Raw genomic sequence first — 16749 nt, 5'->3', positions numbered from 1 at the left:
CAATTCGGCTTCTTATTCATTACCTCAAGTTTAAGGATGTTCCTATTCCCTGCGTTTCTGCTTGATTCATCTTTCTGTCTGACAACGCCGGAACAATTGCAGGATGATTTTTTGCGAACTCCAAAAACTTTTTTATCATAGCATTAGAGAATTATGCATAACGTTGCCCATCACCCGCCGCAGACAATCTCGAACGCTCAACAGATAAGCTTTTGACGGTCGGTGTGCATGGGCGTTGTTAGGGTTTATTCATCAGGATAGGGGTTCTCCCTTATAAATAATAGTTAGGGCACGTTCAGCGTAGCTACGTAATTCTGCTTCATTTATAGAAACTGTATCAGCAGCAGCATTTGTATCATGATGAAACTGTCCTGCATAATCGTTAATTTCATAAAGTTCAGTTGCTAGCGGTTGTAAATAAACAAGTGGATTAGGAGGTTGTGCCGCTCTTGCATCCCCAATAATTTGTCCAAAAAGTTTGTTCCGTTGGACATGTCCTGGAAATCGTCGATGCAAATATCCTTCTAGTAGTGGACGAATAGAACGTGCTACTACATATAGATCATCAAAAGTTTCACCATTTACGAAATCTTGCAGTATCTTATGATTCCTGTAGTAGCCAGAAGCACATTCTTTATCAATATCAAAGGTGGAAAAATCGGAGTAGTCATTAGCAACTCGACTAATTTTGAATAATTGCGTGGGAATGTTAACTCGGCTTTCCTGCAAATCATCACGAAGATCTCGCAAGAAATGTGCATCGTGCCCAAGCACAATTAGCTGTGCCGATTTCCTGCCGATCTCGCGTAAAATCCTTTTCGTTTGGGAACGTCGACTCTGATCTAGGCTACACACAGGGTCGTCAACCACAATAATTTTACTGCTGAGATTTGCATCAGCTTCAATGCGGGCAATAAAAAAAGCAAAAGCTAACGTCCGCTTATCGCCCTCACTTAAAGCAGTTGAAAACGATGGAGCAGCATCCGCTGAAAGCTTCACATCCCGACCTTTCACTTTTAAACCATAATTTGAGCGAGGAAGTCCTGTACCCCGATAGTCATGACTTAGCTGATCGATTTCAAATAGTGCGCCAAACTTCTTTGTTAAAGTATTGATCTCGCTCTGATATTGCTGAAGTGTTCGAGTCATGAGATCATCTAGATCTCTGCGAGCACTGACCTTCTGACGTTCATGTAACTTCTTCGTATCTCTGGCATCATTCCATTGTTGAATTAAGTCACAGACAGCTGATTCTTGACGAACTTTAATCAGTTTCAAGCTTTCAATTTCTTTTTGAATTTCTTGAATATTTTCACCAGCCATTTTACGCTTGAATTCAATTACCCTATCTATGAAAGCTTGAATTGAATCGTTACAATTTCTTACTGCTAAAAGTACTTTTTCCCAAAGAAGTTTCGATTGGGCTTTTTCAGTATCACATCCTACTGTATCTAGAGGGTTTTGTTGCTTGGCTTGAGCCAATTTGTCAAATAAGATGCGAATTTGCTTGAAGTTGTCTGACAATACAGTTTTTTCTAATTCAAATCTCTGGAATTCTACATGTTCAGCCCACTCATCAGCTAAAGACTGATTCTTTTCTACTGTAGAAATGAGTTTATCAATAATTTCATCAGAAAGCCTCTTTTCAATGCTTTGCGCTAGGCTGGAAACCTTAGACTTCAGATCTTTGTATGCTTGATTGAAATGAGTTTTATAAGCTTTAATTAGATTATCTGATTCAAGAGCCTGTCCGCAGTATGGGCAACCATTCTCATGATTAAATGCTTGCCCCTGACTCAACCAATTTTCGAGACCTCCATTGTAATACTTGCTGATATGTGACCGAACAGTTTCTTCAGCATCTTTTTCAACATCTTCTAACGTTGTAGAAAGAATCCCAAAAAATACTTCTAGGTTAAGTGATGGCTCAGGAATTAATTCTGGGCATGCTTTTCTTTGAAGGACTGCATTACTTTTGGCAGCATCAAGTCGTATTTGTAGAGAAGTTATTTTCTGATCCACATCTGGATCTGGCTGAAAGTTTGCAAATTCTTCAAGTGACATTCCATCTGTGTAATTTGCTAGCTGTTTTTCAATAGCAACTACTTCCCTCGATTTTTCAGAAGCTTTTTGTGCTTCACTGTCTACTTCTTTCTTTAATTGAACAGCATCTTCTCCTAATGCAAACTCTAATAATCCTTGCCTATGGGTTGTGTTAACAACAGTTCCAGAATATACATTTTTGTCAACGAATTCAGTATCAAAAACTAAAAGGTCAGAGTAGGAGCAAGACCAAACGCTTCCATCAAATTTAGCTTGTGTTCGAGAACTCTCTTTCTCAAAAAGTAGATTTACTTCTGGTGCGTTGTTGCTATCGAGTGATTGGCGAAGACTAACTGATGCTATATCACCTGTCGAACAGGAACGTAAGATACTTGCTAGTGTTGATTTACCACGACCGTTTTCTGCGTAAATTAAAGTGGCTCTGGCAAACGGAGTTGAAGTACAAGCTGCATTATTGAATAGTCCTAAATTTTTGATGTGCAATATTTTTTTGAGCATGCTCGCACTCTTAATACTCTCTAGTGTCTCTATTAGATTGAATTGTGTGTCAAGGTAATTGTACCCTTGAGGTTCAAATAGCTAAGCATCTAATCATAGCGCTGCTGAAAGCCCTAACTATATGATATACGGAAACTTTCCTTATACTACGCTAAATACACACTTTTTCAAGAATCTTTCCGTATATTACTCTCAAGTGGAGTGATCGCAAGAAGTTTTCCGTATAATATTACAATAAGCGTGTTATGCCGATTAGCGTACTCTGTTATGAACCCTCCCCCACCCCGAAAACTCCTAGACGTAGTGAGAGAGACGATCCGCCTTAGGCATTACTCCTACCGCACCAGCAATTCTCATTTTAAGGTTTCATGACATTAAAACCCTTGCACCTAGAGGGGTTAATAATTCTTTAACGAATCTCTAGGTCGCTGAAACAAGGCAAAATCGTTTCAAAATGAGAATTGCTGGGTTGCCAATTTCTTTTTTCTTTTGACTGATTACTGATAACTGATCAAGTCCCCCCACTTCCCTGAAGACAAAAAGGGTACGAAACTCGCACCCCGCCAGATTGATCTTCATTTAACTTACTTTTTCTTTTTGCCTTTAGCGGGCGGATTATCCTGCGCTGCCGGTTCCGGGGCTTTTTCCTCCACTTGCGGGGCTGCTGCTACGGGTTCCGGGGCTTTTTGTCCCATTTGGGCGGCTACTTCGGCGGCGAAATCCGTTTCTTCTTTCTCGATCCCCTCACCTAGTACAAAGCGTTGGAAACGACGCACCTGAATATTTTCTCCTAAAGCAGCGATCGCTTGTTTGAGCAATTCGTCAATACTGATGTTCTGATCGCGGATAAAGGGTTGATCGAGCAGAGAAAGTTCTTTCAAACGTTTTTCAATGCGGCCGGCCACGATTTTTTCTTTGATATTATCGGGTTTATTGGCTAAATCGTCCCGTCCCATCTCAATTTCTTTTTCTTTGGCGGAGATTTCGGCGGGAATATCGGCCACTTTTACATATTCGACGTTAGGACAAGCGGCAATCTGCATCGCCACGTCATTAACCAATTTTTTGAACTCCTCGCGACGGGCCACAAAATCGGTTTCACAGTTCACTTCCACTAAAACACCGATGCGGCTGCCGGTGTGGATGTAACTGCCGATCATCCCTTCTGCCGCTACCCGACTAGCTTTTTTCTCGGCGGAAGTAATCCCTTTTTGACGCAACCATTCGATCGCTTTGGTTATATCCCCCGCGTTTTCCGTCAGCGCCCTCTTGCAATCCATCATGCCGGCGCCGGTCTTTTCCCTAAGTTCTTTAACCTGTTGTGCTGTAATTTCCGCCATAAAATTCCTAACCTACTGCTTATAATTGATCATGCCACGAGAGGGGCAGGTTTTACTGATCGATAGGTTCGGAAAGTTTCCCCCCGAACCTAGCCGCGATCAATAGCTAATTTTCCCTAGTTATCGTCGTCTCCACTGGCAAATTCGGCGGCGTATTGGGAATAATCACCTTCTTCCTCGTACTCGGTTTCATTATCGTAGTCTTCCTCGTATTCTTCCACCGCTGCTTGACCACCGCGACGACCTTCGATGATCGCATCGCTAATTTTGCCTAAAATCAGTTTAACTGAGCGAATTGCGTCATCGTTGGCGGGAATCGGCACATCTACCAGGTCAGGATCGCAGTTAGTATCCAAGAGGGAGATGATGGGAATGCCCAATTTTTGGCATTCTTGGATAGCGTTGTATTCCCGACGCTGATCGACTACGACGACTAAATCCGGCAGCCGGCGCATGGTTTTAATGCCACCGAGGTATTTTTCCAGTTTGCCCAATTCCCGACGCAGTACCGATGCTTCTTTTTTCGGTCGTTTATCGAGGGCGCCGCTATTTTCTAATTCTTCTAATTCTTTGAGTCTTTCTACCCGGCCGCGAATGGTTTCCCAGTTGGTTAACATTCCCCCTAACCAGCGTTGGTTAACGAAGTGGCTACCGCTGCGTAAAGCTTCCTGTTTAATGATTGCTGCCGCTTGCCGTTTCGTACCGATGAATAAAAAGCGTTTACCGCTATCGGCTTCTCCTCGGACAAATTCGTAAGCTTCTTCGATTAATTGGGCAGTTTGCACCAAATCAATGATATGAACCCCATTCCGGGCAGTGTAGATGTACTGAGACATTTTCGGGTTCCAACGGCGCGTTTGATGGCCAAAGTGAACCCCAGACTCTAGCAATTCTGCAAGAGAGACAACGGGCATATTTTTCTCCTTTTCGGGTTTATCCTCCATCTAGGGCTGGATTTCTAGATTCCTAGAAACACCCGATCGCCTAGATGTGCGATTTTTGACAACTTTTCTAGTCTAACACGAAAGGGCGTAATTGCATACCCGTAAATATTGGGTACTGAGGGCTTGCTACTGCAATTCCTCAAGTTTTTTCAAAACCGCTTCTGCATGGGCTTTTACCTTGACATTTGACCAAATATAGGCAATATTTCCCCAAGGGTCGATCAGGAAAGTGGAGCGTCTAATCCCCATATATTCCTTGCCCATAAATTTTTTTAATCCCCAGACTTGATAAGTTTCCGCCAGTTGATGCTCGGTATCGCTCAATAATTGAATAGTTAAATTGTGTTTTTCAATAAAACGACAGTGGGACTTTTCTGAATCGGGACTAACTCCCAGAATTACCGCATTTAATTGCTGAAATTGCGGCGACAAAGCGGTGAAATCGATCGCTTCTGTGCTGCAGCCCGGAGTGTTATCTTTGGGATAAAAATATAAGACCAACCACTGACCGGCAAAATCTGCTAATTTACTAATTTCGCCTCTTTGGTTTGGGGTGGCAAATTCGGGGGCTTTTTGTCCAACTTCTAGGGTCATTTTTAGGAGTGTAAAGGCAAGAGTAAGAAAGGAGCGAGGGAGAGGGAAAGCAATAGCCAGACTTGATAGTTAAATCTGGGAAGTTCGGGTTTTTCTGACTCAACTAAAGCTTCGATTCTCTCTAATAAACGATTATTTAAAGAATTATCATTGAGAGCGACACAGCAACTATCGGAGAAATTTATTTCCGCTACTTGATTAACTTTTTCTGCCACTAAAAGCAGCGATTCAGCTAATAGTAAATAATCCACTTGTCCGGAAGCGTACTTATCGGCGCGCAATTCCCGCAAGAAGACTAATTCTAACCATAAATTTTCGCTATTGGGCAGCCAAGAAGACATCGATCGCAGCCAACCTAACCAGAAAAACCAGAAAGTGTCATGATATTCTTGGTGAGCTTGTTCGTGGGCTAAAACTGCTTGTAAATGTTCTTGATCTAAGAGATTTAATAATCCTTGCGTCACAATTAATTGCGACTTCCAGAAGCCAACTCTGGCACTGTAGGGAAAATCTATCGCTAAAACTCTCGCCTTCTGAGCGGTGATTTTTTTGAGGGGATAACTGCTAAAATCCCGATGGGTTTGCCAAGTTTGATAGGAGAGTTTTATCAGACAAAATAGAGCAAAAACTAGCCAAACTATGGCACTAAAGTAACTAATTAAACTGGAGTGATAGCCCAACATTTGCCCACGATAGCCCATACAAACCACCGATATAACTGTCATTAACAGCAGCAAAGGAGGAAAAAAGAAGAAAAATAGCGTTGTCTGCCAACGACGCTGATAGCTGGGCAGAAACCAACGTAAACTAACCGCGATAGTTAATGCTAGTAATAACATTAAACTGTGCATTAGCCTTCTCCCCGTTGTTGACGAAGGGTATCTAAACGAGAGGCGATCGCTTTTAATTGTTCCACACTAGCAGTATCGAGACTATCGGCAAAAGAAGCCACCACATCCGCATTACCAATAGCCAAAAAACGATGTAATTGTTCGTAGGCTTTAATTGCCTGTGCTTGTTCCTTAGAAACCATCGGTTTCCAGTAGAAAATCCGACCCTGTTTATAACAACTTAACCAGCCTTTATTAGTTAAACGACGCAGTACCGTAGTCACAGAAGTATAGGCCAGATCTCGTTCTGGATCCGCTAAAATGCGATCGTGGACATCCTTAACGCTAACGGGTTCCAATTCCCAGACAATATTGAGAATTTCCGCTTCTAGGGGGCCCAAGGATAACTGTTTTGGTTGATAGGTCGGCAATTGAGCCATAGTCACACAGAAATGAAGATTACTTTCCTGATCATAGCGGCGGATATCGATCGCCTGATAAAATAGCAACGATCTTTTATCTTGTCTTTATGTCCACTGAAAATAATTTAACCACGATTACGGGCGCTGATGCCATTGATGTGGCGATCGCTAATGGCATTGATTTTGATGGTTCCCCCATTCCCCCAGCAAAATTGGAACTTTATCACCGGATAATGGGTTTGGAAGCAGGACGACAAAGAAGCGGGGTTTCTAACACGATGAGATCGCGAATTGTCCGCATCGGGGCCAAACATATCCCCCAAGAGGAATTAAATCAGCTGTTGTTAGCCGCCGATTTTGCTCCTCTCAAGGAAAAAGAAATCGCTTTTTACCTATAATGTCGGCTTTTCATCTCTCGGTTTCACCTCGGAGATGAAAGGTTCCGCCAGCATAGAACAGCACTTCGACACATTTCGACAGGCTCAATGTAAAGGCTCAATGTAAAGGCTCAGTGACACGAGCACGACTAAAAATAACTCTAATCTATAGTTGCCAATTTAATTTTAGTATGCTAGAATAGTTTGCGATCATTGGGTCGATAACGCAAAATGTTTGTTTTGGAGTACAAGCTTAGAGGAAAACCATCTCAATATCAAGCCATTGATGAGGCTATTCGGACAGTACAGTTTGTTCGGAATAAATGTCTTAGATATTGGGAAGACAATAAAGGTGTAGGACAAAAGGATGTATATAAATATGTCACTCAATTAAGAAGTGAATATCCTTTTGTTCAAGACCTTAACTCTACAGCTTGTCAATAGGCGTGGCGTAGGACTTGGACTGCTATTCTTAGGTTCTATAACAATTGCAAGAACCAAATCGCTGGTAAAAAAGGATATCCTAAATACTCTAAACGTACTCATTCTGTTGAGTTTAAAAAGAATAACTTTCACTGATGGAAAAAACATTGGGGAGTTAAAACTAATTGGTAGTCGAGACTTGTTTTATTTTCAAGAATGGCAAATTCAACGGATAAGAATAGTTAAAAGGGCTGATGGATATTATTGCCAGTTAATGCTAAAACTCGATGCTAGAGATATAACCCCACAATTAGAATCGACGGGTCATTGCGTAGGATTAGACATGGGACTAAAATATCTTTATGCTGACAGTAACGGGAATACAGTAGAGCCTCCTAAGTATTATCGAAAAGCAGAGAAGCGTCTTAATAAACTGAATAGAAGAAAGTCTAAAAAGTTTAAGAGAGGACAAAAGCAGTCTAATAACTACAAAAAAGCTAGTCAAAAATACGCCAAGGGACATTTAAAAGTAAGTAGGCAACGAGAAGAGTTTGCTAAAAAATTGGCACTCCGTTTAATTCAGTCAAACGACTTGATAGCTTACGAAGATTTAAAAGTCAAGAACCTTGTGCGTAATCGAAAACTAGCTAAGAGTATTAATGATGCGGGTTGGTCGCAATTAAGAAAATGGATAGAGTATTTTGGTATTAAATACGGCCGATTAACTATTGCAGTTAATCCAGCCTATACAAGTCAAGAATGCCTTAATTGTGGTCGGTTAGTCAAAAAGTCTCTATCAGTCAGAACTCATGTTTGTTTGTGTGGGTATATAGAAGATAGGGACAAGATGGCGGCATTAAATATACTCAAAAAAGCTACGATAGGGCATATCGGAAGCTGGTCGTCAGACCTAAACGCTTGGGGAGATTTAAGCTCTATCTTGGTTGGTAGCAATACCTGTCAAGACAACTTGAGTCAGTGAACCAAGAATCCCTCGCATGAGCGCGACGGGAGTGTCAATATCTCAAGTAGTCAAATTTTTGCTCACCATTTGGCTCTCTTATTCTTTGTGTGATCAGTTTAACTTATATAGTAGTGATCGATCTTTGTGTCCTCTGTGTCGGTCGGGTTCCTTCCACACGCTCGCCAGCAGGACTGTATCTTAGAATACATTTTACCCACCAAACCTAAGAGAGCCGACTGTTGGAAAAATTAGGCCGGAAGTCTAGGTTGATCTAATGGTCAAGGCGATCAATAACCACTGATTCCAGGCCGATAATGATACACTAGGCATGATTTAACTTCAGACCTCGATCGCAAAAGGAAATAAACATCAATGAAAGCCATGATTTTGGCAGCAGGCAAAGGAACTCGTGTCCGTCCGATTACCCATACGATTCCCAAACCCCTGATCCCAATTTTACAAAAGCCGGTGATGGAGTTTTTGTTGGAACTGTTGCGACAGCATGGCTTTGATCAGATCATGGTCAATGTCAGTCATTTAGCCGAAGAAATTGAGAGTTATTTCCGCGATGGTCAGCGTTTTGGGGTGCATATCGGCTATTCTTTTGAGGGTAGAATCGAAGAGGGCGAGTTAATCGGTGATGCCTTGGGATCGGCGGGCGGTTTACGACGAATTCAAGATTTTAATCCCTTTTTTGACGATACTTTTGTGGTTCTCTGTGGTGATGCTCTGATCGATCTCGATTTAACCGCAGCCGTTAAATGGCATCGAGAAAAGGGAGCGATCGCCACTATTGTCACCAAAACCGTCCCCAGAGAGGAAGTATCCAGTTATGGGGTGGTAGTTAGCGACGAGGAGGGAAGGATTCTCAGTTTCCAAGAAAAACCGGCCATCGATGAAGCTTTAAGTACCTGCATTAACACGGGTATCTATATTTTTGAACCAGAAATCATTGATTTTATTCCCCCTAATAGTAAATACGACATCGGGGGCGAGTTATTCCCCGAATTAGTCGCTAAAGCTGCCCCTTTCTACGCTTTAAACATGGATTTTGAATGGGTGGATATCGGCAAAGTCCCCGACTACTGGCAGGCAATTCGCGGGGTGTTATCCCGGAAAATTAAAAATGTTGCTATCCCCGGCATCGAAGTCAAACCGGGCATCTACACGGGCTTAAATGTGGGGGTAAACTGGGATCGAGTCGATATCACCGGACCTGTGTATATCGGGGCAATGACGCGCATTGAAGACGGGGCGAAAATTGTCGGTCCGAGTATGATTGGCCCAAATTGTTGGATTTGTGGCGGCGCGACGGTGGATAATAGCGTTATTTTTGAATATTCTCGCCTCGGTTCAGGGGCGCGTTTGGTGGATAAGTTGGTCTTTGGGCGCTATTGTGTTGATAAAACCGGCGCGGCGATCGATGTGGAAGCGGCAGCCTTGGATTGGTTGATTACCGATACCCGCAAGGTTCCCCCAGAATTTGATCACCCTAAACATCAGGCAATTCGTTCTTTATTCAATGGCAAGTAGGCAACACCGCAACAGGGAACTTTTTACTTTTTGCTTGATAAGTACCGCGCGCAAAATTAATTACACATATCTAACTACCCCTTGCATGAGTGCCTATCCTAACCAAGACATTAATTTTGCACGACTACTTATCATGTTTGATTCTCCTGTTGATCTGCTCATTCTCTCTAATGGTCCGGGAGAAATATCTACATGGGTGCGTCCAGTTGTCAAGAGATTGCGACAAAACTTAACAGAAGATCGATCGCTGTTGCGGATTTCGGTGATTCTTTCCCCTTGTACTCATTCTATGGGGGCGGAAACGGAAGTAGTTAGGAAATATCCAGGGGTCGATCGAGTCCAGTCGCCAGAAAACTTCTTTAATTTTCTTTTCTGGGGAAAAACCGCCGATAATTGGGATTGGCACCCCAAGGGCATCGTTTTATTTTTAGGGGGCGATCAATTTTTTGCCCTCACCATCGGTAAACGTTTGGGTTATCGCACCGTTATCTATGCGGAATGGGAAGCGCGTTGGTATCGGGGGATCGATCGCTTTGCCGTGATGAATACAAGTGTATTAAATAATATTCCCCAACAATATCAGCATAAATTTACTGTTATCGGCGATTTAATGGTGGATTTGCCCACTGCTATCACCCCTGATGACGCTACCTTAATCGCGCTCCTCCCCGGTTCCAAACCCTCGAAATTAGCTCAGGGTGTACCCCTAACCTTAGCCATTGCTGAAAAGATACACGCACACAATCCCCAGACTAAATTCTTAATTCCCGTTGCTCCTACCATAAATTTAGCTTATTTGGCGAAATTTGCCGATCCTAGCTATAATCCGATGATTAATAAAACTGGTTGGAGTGCTGCCAAATTAAAAAACGGTGAAAAACCCTATCTAGAAACAGCTAAGGGGGTAAAAGTTGACCTAATTACCGCTTTTCCCGCCCATAACCAGCTTTCTCGCTGTCATTTAGCTTTAACGACGGTGGGTGCTAATACGGCTGAATTAGGGGCGCTGGCAATCCCGATGATTATTTTACTACCGACTCAGCAACTAGACGCGATGCGGACTTGGGACGGTTTACCCGGTTTATTAGCCCAACTGCCGGGGGTGGGTTCTTTATTTGCTAAGATAATTAATCTCTATATGTTGCGGAAAAAGCGTTTATATGCCTGGCCAAATATTTGGGCCAGTGCCGAAATTGTTCCGGAATTATTGGGGGAATTACAACCAGAAGAAGCGGCAAATATAGCTATATCTTGGTTAGAAAATCCCGAACAATTAGAGGCTATCCGGCAAAAATTGCGCTCAGTACGCGGGCAAGCGGGAGCAGTGGATAAGTTAGTATCTATTATTGCAGAACAACTGTCTAGCTTCTAATCAATCGGAGAATTAAGCTTGTTGGTAGAGAGGATCAATTTCGATTAATTTATTAACAGTTTGATAAAATTCCTGCTGATAAAATTCCCGTTGATTGCTGTCGAGAGCATTAATTAATTGTTCTTGACAGTAGCGACGATATTCCATTAAACTAATTTTTTCCATAGCTATAATAGCATCTTTGATCTGTTCTTCTGGCTGCAAAATTTCCTGACTGGTATGTTCATTTAAGTGAAATAAAGAATTAAAATCACGGTTTTTGTCTGTGGTTATCATCAATAAATGATTCTGTAAAGCTGACATCAAATCTCTTGGTTTAGTAATTTGGGGTTCTAACTCTAGAATTACTTGCCATAACCAACGATAATCAGGCAGATTAAAAATTAAATCTTTTTCATCCAAAGATTCTAAAATTATTTCCCGATATTCAGGATAATGGAGATAGATTAATAATAATAACCATTCGGCTTTTTCCGAGCTATTTTTTTCGGATTTATCTAAAATATTTTTCCTCTTGATTGCCAGAGATTTTCCTTGAGGTTTATTAACCTGCTTTGAGAGATTTTTTAAAATATAAGGCAAACGAGTGGCATCTTTTTGAGCCAAAATTTCAGCACAATAATCTAGATAAAAAGTGCGTTGATTGCTATCGATTAACTTTTGCAATAAACTCACCATACTATTGGCTACTTGTTGAAAATGTAGTCCCTGTTTTAAATCTTTATTAACCAACATTTGCGAGATTTGCCAATCAATCCAAAAAGGAGATTTTTCGATTAGTTCTCGATAACTATTCACCCCGTCAGTATGGGATTTAAGAAATTCATCGGCATCTTTACCATCGGGAAGATTGAGGATTTTTAGGTTAACTTGTCCTGAATAAACTAGGGAGTTAATTTCCTCGATCGCTCGTTGTGTCGCTTTAATTCCTGCTTGATCGGCATCAAAATTAAAGATTATTTGTTTACTTTCACTGTAGCGCAAAAGTAATTTAATTTGCTCTTGACTTAAGGCTGTTCCTAAACAGGCAACCACATTAGTAATACCAGCAGCATGGAGAGCGATCGCATCAAAATAACCCTCCACAACTATGGCTAAATCTTGATGAATAATTGCCTGTTTAGCTCGATCGAGCGCAAAGAGAGTTTTTCCCTTTTCAAATAGAGGAGTATCGGGAGAATTTAGATACTTTGGCTGCTCATTACCTAAAGTGCGACTACCAAAAGCGATCGCTCGTCCTTGACTATCAAAAATAGGAATCATTAAACGATCTCGAAATTGATCGTAATAACCACTACCATTTTGACGCGCTTTAATTAATCCTGCTTGTTCCACTAAAGCCACAGGATAGCGCTTTTGTTCCACTAAATAACGATAGAGAGTTTCCCAACCTTCCGGAGAATATCCCAGTTGAAAATTAGCGATAGTTTCTGCGGTTAGTTGTCGTTGTACTTTGAGATAATCTAACGCTTTTTCCCCTTGAGGTTGACTAAGGGCGTGTTGATAAAAACTCACCGCCACGGCCATTATTTCGTATAATTGTTCCTTGAGGGATAATTTCTGCTCTAATTCCTGACGCTGTTCTACTGCTAGAGTTTTAATCGGGATTTGATATCTTCTAGCGAGATCGAAAACCACTTCACTAAAAGATTGTTTTCCCACTTCCATAAGAAATTTAATCCCGTTTCCCCCTGCACCACAGCCAAAACAGTAATACATTTGTTTGGCAGGACTAACCGTAAAACTGGGGGATTTTTCCTCGTGAAAAGGACATAAACCGACGTATTCCCGTCCCCTTTTTTTGAGGACGACTCTCTCGGAAATTAAATCCACAATATCAATTCTTTGTTTAACTTCTTCGATCGTATCCGGATGTAGTCGCGGTGTATCCATAATCAGTTATCAGTAATCAGTCTATACCTAGCACCCCCACTAAGGCCCTTTTTGACTCCTGGAAATTCGCACCCATAAGTAATAAGAAAGGACTTGACTTTGGCGGCGGCTTGTGCTATGCTTTTCTCATAATGGGAATCCGTGCAATTTTTATTAAGTTCAAACATTACCATTATGAATAAAATCTTTTAAAAATATTATCTCAAAATCTCCCGACAAAAGCCAGCAAAATTTCGCCCATAATTGTTAAGTTTTGTTAAAAAGAAATGCAGAGACCGGCAGGGAAAGAAATGGTCACTGAGGGAGCATTTCATTTATGCAATATACTTGTCCCTAAAACTGGTTTCTAGCAAGGCTTTCAAAATAGCTTGACATAAAACCTGATTTAGGGGTTACAAAGGTGAGATGCTCCCGTCACTGATTACTGATTACTGATTACTGATCACTGATTACTGATCACTGAAAAACTTCCCCACTGCGATGGCTGCATTTTGTCCTCCGAAACCGAAATTAAGACAGAGACAATTGTGCAGGGAAAAATTAACAGCCGATCTAGTTAAATTTAACTGAAAAGGCGACTCGCGCACACCGACACAGGGGGGAATTAGCTGATTTTTCAGGGCCATTAAACAAAAAGCCACACCTAACGCCCCCGAAGCCCCTAAAGTGTGTCCTGTTGCCCCTTTTGTCGAGCTTACAGCCACTTGCGAGCCAAAAATGCTGGCGATCAGGCTTGCCTCCCGTTCATCGTTTAAACGCGTGCTAGTGCCGTGGGCGTGAATGTAATTAATTTCATCTTTTCTTAATTGACTTCTATGCAAACATAGTTCTATGGCTTTGGTAGCACTACGATTATTAATCGCCGGGGCGCTGACATGATCGGCATCGCAGGTAAAACCATAGCCCAAAATTTGCCCGTAGATGGGGGCATTTCTGCTTAAAGCCAGTTCTTCCGATTCAAGGACTAAAATCGCCCCAGCTTCGCCCAAAACCAAGCCCTCCCTAGCTCTATCAAAAGGATAACAGCCCGTTTTCGCCAAAGCTCCAATCTGTTCAAATCCCACCAAAGTTAAGGGAGTGATCGGGGTTTCGATCGCCCCGGCTAAAACTCGATCGCATTCTCCCATTTTGATTAATTCTACACCCTGCGCGAGCGACCAGATACCCGTGGCACAGGCCGCCATGGGTGCTAACACTGGGGCGCCGGTTTCTATCAATCTAGCGGTCAATACCGAGGCGCGATCGGGTAAACTATCTAACCAGTTTTCTACTATTCCCGTCGCTGCCATCTGTTCCCATAAACCCTGACAACCGCGACTAGAACCGATAGTGACAGCACAATCCTTTAAGGGAGGGGTTAATTGAGCGTCTTCAAGGGCAGCAATCAGGGCAATTTTGGTTAAATCCTCTAAAAATGCAGGTTTTTGACCGATTAAACCCAGGGGTAATGCGGGTAAATCAGAAAAGGGTTGTTGCCTAGTTATACCAGTTTTGCCCTCTAGTAATCTTTGCCAACTCTGACTTAAATTTCCCAGAGAACTGATCAACCCAATTCCCGTCACCACAACATTCATTTATCAGTTATCAGGTATCAGTTATCAGTTATCAGTTATCAGAATATTACACCTCCTGCAAAGGTAGGATAGTTGTCGCGGAGTCTCGGAGTCTCCTCACCTAACGGAAGATTTTTGATTTTTGCAAGAGGTCTAATGATTTGGTGGGTGACGGCGAATATTAAATTATTGTCGCCCGGTCCCACCCTAACTGATCGCTATTTTTTCAGATTTTCCGCACCGGAAATAACTTTAGCCGAGTCCGAGTCAATTTTATCCCCTTGTTTGATCGTATCGATCACTTCCATTCCCTCAGTTACATAACCAAAAACGGCATAATCACCATCGAGGAAATTGATATCCGACAGGGCAAAATAAAATTGAGAAGAAGCGGAATTAGGTTGTTGAGAACGGGCCATTGCGATTGCACCGCGTTTATGGGGTAAAGCGACGATGGGAGTGCGCGCCGTGGCCTGTTGACCGATTGATTTCCCATAAATCGGCTCTTTTTCGTCTTTAAGGAGAATTTCCAGGGGAACATAACGGGATTGCTTGGTTTCTGGATCAACAAAACCACCAGTTCCGCGACCTTGGGGATCACCACCTTGGGCGACAAAAGGCTGCGGTTCCTTAACCACGCGATGGAAAGTTAAACCATTATAAAAACCTCTCCCCACCAGATCCACAAAGTTACCGGCAGTAATTGGGGCTGCATTGCCATCAATTTCGATCGTTACTGGTTTACCTTTGATTATCATCTCGACGACGGCAGTTCCATCTAAGCGGGGTTTGTAATTATCCATGTTGACACTGCCCGAACTGGCAGGTTGAGAGGTTTGGGTGATACTAGAATTATCGGGGGTGGAATTAGCTTCCGGGGAAGAACAGCCGAAAAGTGTCGTCGTTGTGATTAAAAAAACACAAACTAGAGACAGCCAGCAAGATTTTCTTATCTTCATCATTTTATAGCCAAAAAGAGCGAAAAAAGGCCTACAATCCCTCTAGAGGAATTTCCAGAAAACGAGCGAGTTGCGCTCCTTGATTTTCCAATTCCGAGAGGGACATAGGATCGCCGACGCGAGTTAAAGGGATATCGCGACGCTGTTTAATCCGCAGGAATAGTTCCCGTTTCGGGTTGAGTCCTTCTCGCACTTCGGCCCGCACAGCTTGCACATCTTCGAGAGGCCAATCAAGATCAATGCGACGATTTTTGCCCGGGTAGCCCCAACGAAAGATTTTAACTTTGCCGGTTTCCTTGTTAAACTCGTTGTAACCACCTCCGACATTCCAGAGGAGAGATAACCAGAGATAGATGGCTAAAAGAGTCCCCGCAGTACCGTAAAAGAGGAGGGCGACTCCTTGGGGAATAAATTGTAAGGAACTGGTATCGCTAACGAGAAGTAGATTGACCTTCAAATAACTGGAAAGACCGGCGAGGAGAAACCCTAGACCGCCAATAGAGACGATTACAGCCCAAAAATAGTTACTAGGGCGACGGGAACCCACTACTTCTTGCCGTAGGATCAGGCTATCTTTACTTGTTGTTTGCGCTTTCATCGAAAATTTTGGGTCTGAAACCCCGTCGTAGAACGACGGCTTTACCGTTAAATATTAGCACATTTACACGATATATGCCAGAATGTGAGACATGGAAAAAGCCTATTCTTACCGATGATTTTACCCCACACCCGAACAAGAGTCGCTATTGCGGCGCACTTTGGGCTGTGTAAGATTAGTTGACAATAAGGCACTCCATCTCAGAACACAAGCATGATACGAAAGACAAGAAAGAGTAGGATATGCTGAAACTTCTTTAATGCTAACCGAGTGGAAAAAGCAAGAAGAATTAGGCTTTTTAAACGAAGTTAGTTGTGTACCTTTACAACAAGGGTTAAGACATTTACAAACAGCTTTCACTAACTTCTTTGCTGGTCGTACTAAG

General features: G+C 42.4%; 14 protein-coding genes and 2 pseudogenes. 6 read left to right on the top strand and 10 right to left on the bottom strand.

Annotated features, from left to right (window positions below; genetic code table 11):
* Positions 1-252 precede the first annotated feature (252 nt).
* The 6 genes from BGL89_RS11900 to BGL89_RS11875 all read right to left on the bottom strand — a co-directional run bounded on the left by BGL89_RS11900 (position 253) and on the right by BGL89_RS11875 (position 6779).
* Positions 253-2562, bottom strand: coding sequence for an AAA family ATPase (locus BGL89_RS11900; protein ID WP_002753385.1), 2310 nt, complete (start codon positions 2560-2562; stop codon positions 253-255).
* Positions 2563-3146: 584 nt separating this feature from the next.
* Positions 3147-3902, bottom strand: a complete 756-nt coding sequence (tsf, locus tag BGL89_RS11895; protein WP_286825881.1) for a translation elongation factor Ts — start codon at positions 3900-3902, stop codon at positions 3147-3149.
* 116 nt (positions 3903-4018) lie between these two features.
* Positions 4019-4816, bottom strand: coding sequence for a 30S ribosomal protein S2 (gene rpsB, locus BGL89_RS11890; protein ID WP_043997933.1), 798 nt, complete (start codon positions 4814-4816; stop codon positions 4019-4021).
* 156 nt (positions 4817-4972) lie between these two features.
* Positions 4973-5440 carry a thioredoxin-dependent thiol peroxidase gene (gene bcp, locus BGL89_RS11885; protein ID WP_286825880.1) on the bottom strand — a complete coding sequence of 156 codons (468 nt, stop codon included), beginning with the start codon at positions 5438-5440 and terminating at the stop codon, positions 4973-4975.
* A gap of 2 nt (positions 5441-5442) precedes the next feature.
* Positions 5443-6291 carry a M56 family metallopeptidase gene (locus BGL89_RS11880; protein ID WP_286825879.1) on the bottom strand — a complete coding sequence of 283 codons (849 nt, stop codon included), beginning with the start codon at positions 6289-6291 and terminating at the stop codon, positions 5443-5445.
* Positions 6291-6779: a BlaI/MecI/CopY family transcriptional regulator gene (locus tag BGL89_RS11875; RefSeq protein ID WP_149108066.1), complete on the bottom strand. Its 489-nt coding sequence runs from the start codon at positions 6777-6779 to the stop codon at positions 6291-6293. Before BGL89_RS11875 ends, BGL89_RS11880 begins: the two co-directional genes overlap by 1 nt.
* Before the next feature lie 20 nt (positions 6780-6799).
* On the opposite strand from BGL89_RS11875, the gene BGL89_RS11870 reads away from it, so the two are divergent.
* From BGL89_RS11870 to BGL89_RS11855, 4 genes and pseudogenes are all read left to right on the top strand, one after another.
* A complete protein-coding gene (locus BGL89_RS11870; RefSeq protein ID WP_286825878.1) occupies positions 6800-7090 on the top strand; it encodes a small RNA NsiR4-regulated ssr1528 family protein in 291 nt (96 codons plus the stop codon).
* Positions 7091-7300: 210 nt separating this feature from the next.
* Positions 7301-8474: pseudogene (locus tag BGL89_RS11865) on the top strand (RNA-guided endonuclease InsQ/TnpB family protein).
* 354 nt (positions 8475-8828) lie between these two features.
* A complete protein-coding gene (locus tag BGL89_RS11860; protein WP_286825877.1) occupies positions 8829-9989 on the top strand; it encodes a nucleotidyltransferase family protein in 1161 nt (386 codons plus the stop codon).
* Between the two features lie 133 nt (positions 9990-10122).
* Positions 10123-11361 carry a glycosyltransferase family protein gene (locus tag BGL89_RS11855; protein WP_286825876.1) on the top strand — a complete coding sequence of 413 codons (1239 nt, stop codon included), beginning with the start codon at positions 10123-10125 and terminating at the stop codon, positions 11359-11361.
* A gap of 12 nt (positions 11362-11373) precedes the next feature.
* Here BGL89_RS11855 and dnaG read toward each other — a convergent pair whose 3' ends face one another.
* The 4 genes from dnaG to BGL89_RS11835 all read right to left on the bottom strand — a co-directional run bounded on the left by dnaG (position 11374) and on the right by BGL89_RS11835 (position 16364).
* On the bottom strand, positions 11374-13254 hold the full coding sequence (gene dnaG, locus BGL89_RS11850; RefSeq protein ID WP_286825875.1) for a DNA primase: 1881 nt from the start codon (positions 13252-13254) through the stop codon (positions 11374-11376).
* 449 nt (positions 13255-13703) lie between these two features.
* Positions 13704-14828, bottom strand: a complete 1125-nt coding sequence (locus tag BGL89_RS11845) for a beta-ketoacyl-ACP synthase (RefSeq protein ID WP_286825874.1) — start codon at positions 14826-14828, stop codon at positions 13704-13706.
* Positions 14829-15025: 197 nt separating this feature from the next.
* On the bottom strand, positions 15026-15769 hold the full coding sequence (locus BGL89_RS11840; RefSeq protein ID WP_286825873.1) for a peptidylprolyl isomerase: 744 nt from the start codon (positions 15767-15769) through the stop codon (positions 15026-15028).
* A 28-nt stretch (positions 15770-15797) separates the two neighbouring features.
* Entirely contained in the window at positions 15798-16364 is a 567-nt protein-coding gene (locus BGL89_RS11835; RefSeq protein ID WP_286825872.1) for a photosystem I assembly protein Ycf4, read from the bottom strand.
* An 8-nt stretch (positions 16365-16372) separates the two neighbouring features.
* Between BGL89_RS11835 and BGL89_RS11830 the strand changes: the two genes are divergently transcribed.
* Positions 16373-16537 carry a hypothetical protein gene (locus tag BGL89_RS11830; RefSeq protein ID WP_286825871.1) on the top strand — a complete coding sequence of 55 codons (165 nt, stop codon included), beginning with the start codon at positions 16373-16375 and terminating at the stop codon, positions 16535-16537.
* Positions 16513-16749 (top strand): annotated as a pseudogene (locus tag BGL89_RS11825) (helix-turn-helix domain-containing protein); the annotation flags it as partial. The gene BGL89_RS11830 and the pseudogene BGL89_RS11825, both read left to right, overlap by 25 nt.

This window comes from Microcystis sp. LSC13-02, assembly GCA_002282935.1.
Taxonomy (GTDB): Bacteria; Cyanobacteriota; Cyanobacteriia; order Cyanobacteriales; family Microcystaceae; genus Microcystis.
Note: the sequence above shows the minus strand (reverse complement) of the source record. Positions and strands in the feature narration are given on the sequence as shown.

What these genes read in the sequence shown, in the direction of transcription:
- BGL89_RS11900 (WP_002753385.1), bottom strand. Translation starts at nt 2,562, where the DNA reads ATGCTCAAAAAAATATTGCACATCAAAAATTTAGGACTATTCAATAAT.
- tsf (WP_286825881.1), bottom strand. Translation starts at nt 3,902, where the DNA reads ATGGCGGAAATTACAGCACAACAGGTTAAAGAACTTAGGGAAAAGACC.
- rpsB (WP_043997933.1), bottom strand. Translation starts at nt 4,816, where the DNA reads ATGCCCGTTGTCTCTCTTGCAGAATTGCTAGAGTCTGGGGTTCACTTT.
- bcp (WP_286825880.1), bottom strand. Translation starts at nt 5,440, where the DNA reads ATGACCCTAGAAGTTGGACAAAAAGCCCCCGAATTTGCCACCCCAAAC.
- BGL89_RS11880 (WP_286825879.1), bottom strand. Translation starts at nt 6,291, where the DNA reads ATGCACAGTTTAATGTTATTACTAGCATTAACTATCGCGGTTAGTTTA.
- BGL89_RS11870 (WP_286825878.1), top strand. Translation starts at nt 6,800, where the DNA reads ATGTCCACTGAAAATAATTTAACCACGATTACGGGCGCTGATGCCATT.
- BGL89_RS11860 (WP_286825877.1), top strand. Translation starts at nt 8,829, where the DNA reads ATGAAAGCCATGATTTTGGCAGCAGGCAAAGGAACTCGTGTCCGTCCG.
- BGL89_RS11855 (WP_286825876.1), top strand. Translation starts at nt 10,123, where the DNA reads ATGTTTGATTCTCCTGTTGATCTGCTCATTCTCTCTAATGGTCCGGGA.
- dnaG (WP_286825875.1), bottom strand. Translation starts at nt 13,254, where the DNA reads ATGGATACACCGCGACTACATCCGGATACGATCGAAGAAGTTAAACAA.
- BGL89_RS11845 (WP_286825874.1), bottom strand. Translation starts at nt 14,828, where the DNA reads ATGAATGTTGTGGTGACGGGAATTGGGTTGATCAGTTCTCTGGGAAAT.
- BGL89_RS11840 (WP_286825873.1), bottom strand. Translation starts at nt 15,769, where the DNA reads ATGATGAAGATAAGAAAATCTTGCTGGCTGTCTCTAGTTTGTGTTTTT.
- BGL89_RS11835 (WP_286825872.1), bottom strand. Translation starts at nt 16,364, where the DNA reads ATGAAAGCGCAAACAACAAGTAAAGATAGCCTGATCCTACGGCAAGAA.